A 10356-nucleotide genomic window follows, 5' to 3' on the forward strand; every position below is an offset into this window, starting at 1 on the left:
GGGTTGGGGGCAGGGACTGATGGCCGTGGCCGTCCACCTCGAGGTGGACGTGCATGTCGATCGCATCGATCTTTGCAATGTCGATTGCCGGTTCGTAGCGGGTGGACATGTCAGCGCGCCACCGCTGCTGCGGGCTGGGCCGGCTGGAGGTCTTCGGGCAGCGGCAGGAATTCCTCGCCGAAACCCTGGAGTTTACCGCCCAGGAGCGAGTCGAAGTTTTCCACCAGATCCTCGTAGCGCCAGCCGCCTTCGCGGTATTCGGTGGCCGCAGCTTCCGGATGGGTCCAGAGCTGGAGGCGGTCCCCGCCGGCACCGATGGCCTGGCCGGTGACTCCCGCTGCGGCGTCAGAGGCGAGGAAGGCAACGAGCCCCGCGACGTCGTCGGCCGTTCCGAAGCCCAGGTCGTGGCGGAAGAAGGCGGGCATGGCTTCGCCGCGCTCGTCCGCTTCGATGGCTTTCTGGAAGTACGGCACAGTCTTGGTCATGGCGGTCGCGGCGACGGGGATGACGGCGTTGACGGTGACGCCCGCTTTTTTCATCTCCAGCGCCCAGGTCCGGACCATGCCCACGATCCCGGCCTTTGCTGCGGCGTAGTTGGTCTGGCCGAAGTTGCCGCGCTGGCCGGTGGGGGAGCCGATGGTGATGATGCGGCCGGCGATGCCGTTTTCCTTGAAGTAGGCGAACGTTTCACGGACGCAGGTGAAAGTGCCCTTCAGGTGGACGTTGATCACCAGGTCGAAGTCCTCATCGGTCATCTTCAGCAGGCTCTTGTCGCGGAGGATGCCGGCGTTGGTGACCAGGATGTCCAGGCGCCCGAACTCCGCGACGGCCGTCTCCACGAGCTGCTTGGCGACTTCACTGCTTCCCACGGGAGCGACGACTGAAACCGCACGGCCGCCGTCGGACTCGATAAGCGCCACGGCCTCCGCCGCCACGGCCGCGTCCACGTCATTAATGACGACGGCGGCGCCCTGTTTGGCGAGTTCCCTGGCGTAGGCGAGGCCCAGGCCCCGTCCGCTGCCGGTGACGATTGCTGCTTTTCCTGACAGGCTCATGGCTGCTCCTTTGCTACCCGACCGTGCATCCTGCCGTCCGGCATGGGATGCTGTGTTCTATATCCATGAGAATATGGATTGTTGTAAATGTCAACGATTTATTTTGGGAACTTTCTGGAGCGCTATGACGATCGATATGCAGGGCCTGAAGCAGAACGGGGCCGAGGATAAATTGGTGGGAGCCTCGATCACCAATGACATGGGGTTCCTGCTGGCCAAGCTCCATGCGGCGGGGTCGGTGCTGAACAACCGGGCGCTGGCGGATTTCAATCTCAAAGAGCGCTCGTACTCGGTGCTCATCCTTTCAGACAGCGGCCTCGAGCCAACCCAGCGCGAGCTTGCCGACTTCCTCAGCCTTGACCCCAGCCAGATCGTCGCCCTGGTGGATGAGCTGGAAAAGCGAGGACTGGTTGTCCGGGCTCCGGGCAAGCAAGACCGCCGGGCAAAGACGGTCACGGCGACCGCGGAAGGCTCAAAGCTGCTTGTCGAAGCGCGGAAGGCCGCCCAATCCGCGGAGGCCGAGGCGCTGGAGCGGTTGTCGGCGGACGAAGTGGCGACCGTCAAGGCATTGCTCCGTAAGGCGCTGTGGGGCGACTCCTAGAGTCCGGCGCGTAGGCTGGAACCATGTCCGAACCAGAGTTCCAAGAAGCAGCCTCGCCCCAGCCCGGATTCACCGTAGAGACTGCGAAGGTCCTGGCCGAAGTGGCCCACAACCGGCAGAAGGACAAGCTCAAGCGGCCCTACCGTGAGCACGTGATTGCCGTGGGAGACGCACTCGCGGACTTCGACGACGACATCCGGATCGCTGGATACCTGCACGATATCGCCGAGGACACACCGATCACCCGGCAGGCACTCCTGGCGATGGGTGTTTCCGAGCGTGCCGTGGACATCATCGAACGGGTGACCAACCGGCTCCACGACAATCCCGACGACTACGCTGACGGGATCCGCTACATCGCGGAAGACCACGACGCCGCCCTGGTCAAGATTGCGGATAACGCCCATAACTCATTGCCAGAGCGCGTCAGGGCACTGGCCGAAAAATGGCCGGACAAGCCGCCCGTCACCAAATACCGTGATGCGCGCCCCGTGCTTTACGCCGCCGTGGAGGTCGAGGAAATCCGCAAGATCCTGGGCCGGGTGAACCCGTGGCTGCTCAAGGAGCTGGATGACCGGCTGGACGAGGAAGACCAGACCGACTACGAGAACCTGTCCTATGAGGATGACCGTGGAGCGGCAGAGGCTGCTAACGCTGGGGAGAAGTAGCCCCGGATTCCAGCTGTTCCAGCGCACGCTGCAGCCGCTCGGAGCCCCGACGCTCGTCAACAACAATCGAGACGCCCAGCGCCAGCACCATGACCAGCAGGCATACCGGCACCGACGCCCCGGCCGCAGCGAGGCCAACTGAGCCTGCCAACGCGGCCAGTACGCAAGCTGCCACGATGATGATGGTGCGGTCGGCGCCTACCATGACGCTGTAGAGCCAGGTCAATGAGCCTTTGAACAATGCCACGGGGACGGCGATGCTGGCCACGGCCATCGCCGCGCTGATATGTGCCTCGTGGTCGATGTAGTAGGCCGCCACATGGAGACCTGCGCCCGTGGCAGCAATCGCGGCGAAGATGGGGATGTGTCCGTACCCGAAAAGGTAGGACTGGCGTCGGCGTATGTGCAGCGCCCGGCCTGCGGGGAGCATGAAATAGATCCACCACATGGCGAATGCCAATGCCGTTCCGCCGAAGCCCACGAGGGCTGCGTCAACACTCCAGCCATGGCTGGCCACGATGGCGCGGAGGGTTTCGATGGCGCCCACGAGGCATTCTCCTAAGGCAATGATGGCCAGCAGCCCGTAGCGCTCCGCGATATGGTGCGCGTGCCACGGTGTGGTGGCTCTGCGCTCTGCCACGTACGGAGTGGCCATCTCGAGCAGGATCAGGGGTGCCGTCATGAGGAAGGTTGTGAGCACGTCGGCCTGGATGACCAGCACCGCGATCCATCCGAGTTGGACGAGGGCAAGGTACCTGGCGTAGCGCAGGCACGTCTGCCGGCGGGCCGGATCCTGCCTGGCCGCGCGCAGCCATTGGAAAATAAGCGCGACCCGCATGACCACATAGCCGCCCACGATCACCTGGTTGTCGACGTGTTCCCCTTCCACCAGCGAGTGGAACATGGGTTCGATTCCCATGGTGAGAATAAGTACACCGACAATTTGGATCATGGTCACCACACGGAAGATCCAGTCGTCGGTGTCGTAGGCGCTGGCGAACCAGGTGAAGTTGATCCACGCCCAGATCACGGCGAACATGGCGAAGGAGAACCCGAGCAGGCCCGCACCCAAGTGGACTTCGGCAATCTCGTGGGCGAACTGGCTTCCTGCCACGCCGAACGCAATGACAAATGTGAGGTCGAAGAAGAGCTCAAGCGGGGTTGCGGCGCGGTGCCGTTCGTGAGGATCACGACCGCCCATGGGCGCCATGGCGTGCCGGAGTGGATTTGCAGACATGGCCCAAAGACTACCGTTGCCCTGTTTCGCACTCCACAGTCACTGGTTTCCCCTGGACTTCGGCTACCTCTGAAACTGTGGTTTTCTGCTGTACTTTGGTCCCCGCATCTGCAGCCACTTCCATTTCCGCCCGACTGGGTAGGGGACGCTCTGGTATCTCGGAGCTGGTATATAAGCCTTCCGGTAACTCTGGTGGTTCCCAGTCGGGGTGTTCGCTGGCGTAGCGTCTGCCGGTAGGTGAGATCCAGCCCGGTGGTTCGTTTGTGGTGGCGGGGCCGGGTTTCCAGGCGGTGGTGTGCCTCAGCCTGTGGTGTTTGGGGCAGGGCTGGGCCAGATTGGCGATGCCGGTGGTGCCTCCGTGGGCCCAGGCAAGGAGGTGGTCTGCTTCGTTGTCCAGGGAATGATTGCTGCAGCCGGGGAACGGGCACTTCCCGTCACGCATCCTCAGCCATTGGCGTTGCGCTTTGGTGACCGGGTAGCTGGTTCGGCCGATCTCCAACGGTGCGCCGTCCCTGGGGTCGATGAGTACCCGGTGGAACGACGTGGCGCCGGCGGCGATGAGCCTTCGGGCCATGGTGGCCGGGATCGGCCCGTACCCATCAAGCATCGCGGGTTCATCGGTGGCGCCGAGGAGGGACATGACGGGCATGGTGATCAGGACCTGCGCCCGCGGCGACGGCGACACACCATCGCTGAGATTGTCAGCGTCGCCGTCCGTGACATCGGTTCCGCCCAGGAGCAGGGTGGCGGCGATGTCGGCACGCATCTGGGTCATGGTGCGGTGCTCGTCCGGGCCCTGCAGTGCCCGGGCCGCGGCCGTGGTGCGGTTCCAGATCCCCGCGGCCTGGTCCGCGGGCAGGTACGCGGAGAGCCAGGCCATGCCGTCCCGGTCCGGGCGGTATTCCAGTCTCCGGTCCGCGACGGCCCTGGTGTGGCGTTTTTCGATGCTGACGGGGTGGTGGCGTTCGCGCCAGATCCGGGCCTTATGCCGGAACCGGGACGGGACGAGTTCCCCGGCCGGGCCACGGGCCGGGGTGGGTGCGTCGGGGTCCAGGAAGTGCGCCTCCAACGCGGCGGCTGCGGCGGGCTCCAGGTTGGTGGTCTCGTCCACCATGACCCGGGCATGCTGCCATGAGAGCGAACCGGCCGTCAGCGCGGAGAGAGTCAGCGGCAACGATGTGGTCAAGGCGTGGGATTCGGTCAGCAGCGTTGAGGCGGTCCGTTCGCTGACCGTGAGGGCACACGCGACCTCCGCGATCAACGCCATCTCCTGTGCCCGATCAGAGAGATCAGGGGACACCAACGCCTGGGCCGTGCCGGCGTAACCGGCTGCCGCATGAACCATCACCGCGGCGACCTGCGCATTGAGCGTGCCGGTCAGGGCCAGCGTGTCCAACCAACCATCAGCTTCCCGGCGCAACGGATCATCATCAGCACACCCCGCCAGCGGGGCAGAGTCCGCCAACCCGGCAGGGTCCGCGTTCCCGGCGAATCCGGCAGAGTCGGCAGGCCCCGTGAACCCAACAGGCCCGTCGGCCGCGGCCGAATCAGTCCCGCGCTTAACTACCGCGAGCAGCAAGGCGGCGGAGGCACAAACAGCCTCCGCCGCCTCAACCGCTGCTTTGTTTCCCATATACAAAGCATCCCGCGGGGCTCCGGGAAACACCCGGCGGATGATCGCCTATGTGGATAACTAGCTGATGTGGATAGATAACGGTTCTGGCTAACTGACGGTTGTGGATAACTGACCGCCTTGTGTAACCCCTCGGCTGTGCAGGACCAGGAACCCCGGCGCTACACCCGGCCGAGGGCGTCGATGTCCTCGAGGAACTGCTCGTGGACTTCCTGGCTCACGGTGGTCCGCGTTTCGCCGATCGCGTCCAGGTAGTCCTGCGTGCAGGGCCCCTTCCGGACCGCCTCGCGGACTGAAAGGCTTCCGCCGGAAGCCGCACCGCCGTCGTCGTACACTGCTTTTTCCAAGGCACGCTGGGAGGCGCTCCGGGCAGCGTACTCGATGTCCGCAGGCGAGAAGCCGTCGGTTCGCTCCACCAGGAGCTCCACGTCCACGTCGTCCACCACGGTGGCGGGGATGAAGCGCTGCCACATGGCTTCGCGGGCCTGGCGGTCGGGGAGGCCGATGGGGATGACGTAGTCGAACCGGCCGTGGCGCAGGAACGCCGTGTCCAGGGCGCGGATGAAGTTTGTGGCGCAGACCAGCAGGCGGCCGGGCTGCTCGCGGAAGGCCGGGATGATCTTCAAGAGTTCGTTCGTGACGCCCTGCAGCGGCGACGGCGGTTCACCTGACCGCTGGGAGGCGATCTCCTCCACCTCGTCGATGAACACCACAGCGTGCTCCAGTTCGGCGATCTCCAGGAACGTCTCGCGCAGGGCTCCGGCAAGGCCCTTCGGGTCGGAGGCCAAACGGGATGGGAAGACCTCCACGAACGGCCACTCCAGCCGGGACGCGATGGCCTTCGCGAACGTGGTTTTGCCTGTGCCCGGAGGTCCAAACAGAACGACGGCCCGCGGCGGCACCACGCCGTATTCGTCCGCGAGATCGGCCTCGGCCAAGGGCAGGACCAGCCGTCGTTCGAGGAGTTCCTTTTCGTTGCGCATGCCGGCCACATTTTCCCAGAGATCGCGTGCCAGGATCCGCCCGCCCAGCTGCCCCAGCGCCCCCAGCTCCTGGCGCTGCACCGGGATGGTCCGCTCGAAATAGCGCAGGTTCTTCTTGAGCGCGAAACCGCGGCTGAGGAAGGCTTCCACACGGGTCTCGGACTCGGGCATCAGGGCGGACAGTTTGTTCAGCCCGTGCGGCGCCATCCGGTTTTCGACGGCGGCGAGCAGCGAGGTGCCGATCCCGCGGCCGCGATATTCCGGCAGGGTGGCCAGGAAAACGATCCAGCCCTGGTCGTGGGCTGCGCGTCCGACGGCGGCGCCCACCACCATGTCACCCAGCACCGCCACTACAGCGTGGTCCTTTTCGCAGGAGGCGAGGACCTCGGAGAGGGCATAGACGGGTTCCACGTTGTTTGCTTTGAGGGTCTCCCACAGGTGCAGGATCCCGTCCAGGTCCGCAGAGTGGAAGTCCCTGATCCGCCAGCTGGTCATACCGTGTCTCCCGGTGGTTCGTCGTTGAACTGAGTGCTCTGCTGAGCATAGGCGATCAGCCCGCGACGGGGGGTTGCGGGAGCGTTGCGTTACAGGAGGACCGGGAGGAATGCTCAGGTGGCCGGTTTGATGTTCTGGTTGATGTGGAAGAGATTGTCCGGATCGTATTTCGCCTTGATGCCGGCCAGCCTGGCGTAATTGCCTGAGTAGTTGTCTCGGATCCGGGACTGATCGTCGGCGTCCATGAAGTTGATGTAGGCGCCGCCGGCGCTGTGCCCACTCAGTGCGGCCGCGTAATCGCGCACCCAGCGGATGTTCGCTTCGTTGTCCGCGGGGTTCTCCCACATTCCTGCAATCACGGCAGCAAACTCGACATCCCTGTATGGGAAAGCGGTGGCGTCTTTCGCGACTCGATGGACTGCGCCGTTAACGGGGTAGAAGTGGTTCGCGGTCTCCTCGCTGGGGATGGTTTCGCCGTGGTGCTTTGCCAGTTTGATGACCTCGTCAGTCAGGGCGGGCAGGAACTCCGCCTTCCAGTAGGCCTGGAGTCCTTTGGGCAACAGCGGGTCGAAGAGGGTGTTCAGGGCAGGGTAGGGGATTGGTCCCACAAACGAGCCGGCCACGGGCGCCACGTCCAGGAAGGGCTGCCACCGCCGCTGTCCTTCATCGTGTTGTCCCATCCAAGCGCCAACCAGGACCACCACCGGGCGCCCATGGTGTTCCTCCGGGAGGAACGGGACAGGGGGTCCTTGGTGCACACCGACAAAGACACCCAGTTCCTCCGCTGCAGTGGCGATGGTGTCACGGTACAGCTGGCCCACAGCCTCAAGGTGTTCGAGCCGGTAAATCGCGACGCCGCCGTAGACGACATCCACGGGATGAAGGGTGAACTCCAGGGAAGTCACCACACCGAAGTTCCCGGTTCCGCCGCGGAGGGCCCAGAAGAGGTCGTCGTTTTCTGTAGCGCTGGCATGGCGGAATTTCCCGTCAGCGGTGACCACGTCTGCTGACTTCAGGTTGTCGCACGAGAGGCCATACTTACGGGAGAGGTAGCCGATTCCGCCGCCCAAAGTCAGGCCTGCCACGCCGGTTGAACCGATGATGCCGCCGGTGGTGGCCAGTCCGAACGCGTTGGTTGCGTGGTTGAAATCCGCCCATGTTGCACCGGTTTCCGACCAGGCGGTCGCCGTGGACGGGTCCACGCGCACGCCACGCCGGTTGGTGAAGTCAAGCACCAGTCCGCCGTCGCAGGTCCCGAAGCCGGGGGCGCTGTGGCCGCCGCCGCGCAAGGCAAGGTCCAGGCCCTCGTCCCGGGCGAAATTGACTCCGGCGATGACGTCAGCCACCTGGGAAACCTGAAGGATGGCAGCTGGACGTTTGTCGATCATGCCGTTGTAGACGGCGCGGGCGGTGTCGTAATCAGGGCTGTCTGCCGTGGTGAGGGGACCCCGTACTTTCTCCTGCAAAGACAGAAGGGAATTGCCGTTCATGGTGAACTCCAAAGCTCCACGATGCTCAGGCGCGCACCCCGCCAGCTGGCCTTGCCCGATGTGATATTTCGAAACCGGTGCACCGCAGCAGCGGCGGTGCGGCATGGCCGCCCGCGTTGCCGCGGCGTGCTTCATGACTCAAGGGGCCGCCGATGGGCGGCCCGGAACCGGGCACTTCAGTGGGTCCGGCTATTCGCAAAATTACGCCGACGGCGTGCGGCGGTCAATGCACTTAAGGTACGACGACGGCACCCGGGGTTCCGTCGAAACCGAACCCCGGGTGCCGCCGTCGGACGTTCAGATTCTGCAGTGCCGGCGCTCGACCTACTAAGTGGGCGTGTTCTCACCCTTGGATTTGTGGCCTCGCCAGAGGCGGTGGGTGCCCTGGCTGCTGCTGCCGTCCGAATGGATCACCAGGACCGGGCATTCGGCATGGGAAACGCAGGCAGTACTGACCGAGCCCAGGTGCATGCCACGGATACCGCCATGCCCGCGGCGGCCCACCACCAGCATTGCGGCGCCGGCCGCTGCCTCAACCAGTTTCGCCGGGGCCGGGCCGCGGATCAGCTCCTTGCTCATGTCCTGGGGTGCGTCCGGCCCGAACGCCTTGTCGAGGCTCTCCGCCAGCGTCTTGGCGGCGGCCGCCTGGAAGGCCTCGAAATCGGGCGGAACGTAGCCGGCGTACATCTGCGGAAAGTCCCAGCAGGCTACGGCATGAAGGTGGGCGCCCAGCGCGGGCGCCAGCTGGGCAGCAAAACGCAGTGCCTGCACTGAGGCATCGGAACCGTCGACGCCGACTATTACTTTGGCTTCCCTATCCGTCATTTCCCTAAGCTCCTTAAGCTGCGGTTCGCCGTTGAATCAGCATGATGTGGCTGACGCTAGACCCGGGGATGCGGGCTTTCAAGAGGACAAGGTCCCGGGACGGAAAGGCAATGGAGCTCTGTGCGTTGCCCGCTGGAGGCTCAGATTCCCAGCGTGCCCATGGTGTTCCGCAACGTGTCGGCGGAATGCTGCAGCGCCGCCAGTTCGCCGTCGTCCATGGGGGTGTGGAGAATGCGGTGCACGCCGCCGCGGCCCACCACGCTCGGCAGGGACAGTGCCACGCCGTTGATCCCGTAGGGGCCGCTGAGCACAGTGGAAACCGGAAGGACGGCGTTCTCGTCCCGGAGCAGGGCCTCCACGATCCGTGCCCCGGAAAGGCCGATGGCGTAGTTCGTGGCACCTTTGCCGGCGATGACCTTGTAGGCCGCCTGGGTCACTTCCTGGGCGGTTTCTGCAAGGTATGCGGCGGTGAAGATCTTTTTGCCGTCCTCTTCCCAGTCGCGGATGGGGACGGGACCGATGGTCGCGCCGGACCATACGGGGAACTCGGTATCGCCGTGCTCACCCACCATGCTGGCGTGGACGCTGGCCACGGAGACGCCGGCGCGCCGGGCCAAAAGCCACCGCAGCCGAGACGTATCCAGCACCGTGCCGGAGGAGAAGACGCGTTCGGCCGGCAGCCCGGAGATCTTCTGCGCGGCCACCGTGAGTACATCGCACGGGTTGGTGACCAGAACATAGACGGCGTCGGGGGCGTGCTGCATCAGCTGCGGCATAAGCTGTTCGAGGATGCGGACGTTCGTCCCCGCCAGGTCCAGCCGTGTTTGGCCCGGCGCCTGCTTGGCTCCGGCAGTGATAACCACGACGTCGGCACCTTCCGTCACGGCGATGTCGCCACCACCGGTGACAGCGGCCGCCGCCGCGGCGAACTGCGTGCCGTGGGCCAGGTCCAGGACTTCCGCCTCCGCCTTGAGGGCGTTGACGTCGAAGAGGGCAACGTTGCTGGCCGAACCCCGGATCAGGGCGGCGTAGGCAAGCGAAGTGCCCACGCTTCCAGCTCCCACAATGGCAAGTTTGGATCCTGGCACGACCTACCTCTTCCCCTGTTCCCGGAACTCGGGGAGCTCCGGAAACACCGCTGTACGAGTGTCCGCAATGGCCTCATGCTACCGACTGCGGAGCTACGGCACACCTGTCCCGGGATGGGCGCGTGGCAGCCCCGCGCGGGCAGCCCGCGCGGCAGCCGGGCTGGCACGGCCGCGCGAGCCGCAGCCGTGCCAGCCCGGACGGGAATCTACTTCTTGAACGTCGCCGCAGGCGGGTTTGCGATGACGGGGGCGCTGCCGGTGAAGCCTTCACGGGCCTGGGC

General features: G+C 65.1%; 9 protein-coding genes and 1 pseudogene. 2 read left to right on the plus strand and 8 right to left on the minus strand.

The features are described from left to right. Positions 1-109, minus strand: a pseudogene (locus DBR22_RS24720) (4-hydroxyphenyl-beta-ketoacyl-CoA hydrolase); the annotation flags it as partial. Position 110: 1 nt separating this feature from the next. Then, the gene (locus tag DBR22_RS17670) at positions 111-1055 is read right to left on the minus strand and encodes an SDR family NAD(P)-dependent oxidoreductase (RefSeq protein ID WP_108600094.1); all 945 of its coding nucleotides are present in this window, start codon (positions 1053-1055) and stop codon (positions 111-113) included. Between the two features lie 124 nt (positions 1056-1179). Here DBR22_RS17670 and DBR22_RS17675 point away from each other — a divergent pair, with 124 nt between their 5' ends. Then, positions 1180-1656 (plus strand): MarR family winged helix-turn-helix transcriptional regulator, encoded by a 477-nt coding sequence (locus tag DBR22_RS17675; protein WP_108600095.1) that lies wholly within the window; start codon positions 1180-1182, stop codon positions 1654-1656. 23 nt (positions 1657-1679) lie between these two features. After that, positions 1680-2324, plus strand: coding sequence for an HD domain-containing protein (locus DBR22_RS17680; RefSeq protein ID WP_108600096.1), 645 nt, complete (start codon positions 1680-1682; stop codon positions 2322-2324). On the opposite strand, the gene DBR22_RS17685 is transcribed toward DBR22_RS17680, so the two are convergent. The 6 genes from DBR22_RS17685 to DBR22_RS17710 form a co-directional block, all read right to left on the minus strand. Continuing rightward, on the minus strand, positions 2305-3561 hold the full coding sequence (locus tag DBR22_RS17685; RefSeq protein ID WP_108600097.1) for a low temperature requirement protein A: 1257 nt from the start codon (positions 3559-3561) through the stop codon (positions 2305-2307). The genes DBR22_RS17680 and DBR22_RS17685 overlap by 20 nt on opposite strands. Before the next feature lie 10 nt (positions 3562-3571). Next, entirely contained in the window at positions 3572-5194 is a 1623-nt protein-coding gene (locus DBR22_RS17690) for an HNH endonuclease signature motif containing protein (protein WP_108600098.1), read from the minus strand. A 161-nt stretch (positions 5195-5355) separates the two neighbouring features. Further along, positions 5356-6672: an ATP-binding protein gene (locus DBR22_RS17695; RefSeq protein ID WP_108600099.1), complete on the minus strand. Its 1317-nt coding sequence runs from the start codon at positions 6670-6672 to the stop codon at positions 5356-5358. 113 nt (positions 6673-6785) lie between these two features. Next, on the minus strand, positions 6786-8162 hold the full coding sequence (locus DBR22_RS17700; RefSeq protein ID WP_108600100.1) for an FAD-binding oxidoreductase: 1377 nt from the start codon (positions 8160-8162) through the stop codon (positions 6786-6788). A 327-nt stretch (positions 8163-8489) separates the two neighbouring features. Continuing rightward, positions 8490-8987, minus strand: a complete 498-nt coding sequence (locus DBR22_RS17705; RefSeq protein WP_108600101.1) for a universal stress protein — start codon at positions 8985-8987, stop codon at positions 8490-8492. Positions 8988-9127: 140 nt separating this feature from the next. Then, positions 9128-10075 (minus strand): L-lactate dehydrogenase, encoded by a 948-nt coding sequence (locus tag DBR22_RS17710; RefSeq protein ID WP_108600102.1) that lies wholly within the window; start codon positions 10073-10075, stop codon positions 9128-9130. Positions 10076-10356: the final 281 nt, after the last annotated feature.

Origin of the sequence: Arthrobacter sp. HMWF013 (genome assembly GCF_003061105.1) — a bacterium.
Taxonomy (GTDB): domain Bacteria; phylum Actinomycetota; class Actinomycetes; order Actinomycetales; family Micrococcaceae; genus Arthrobacter.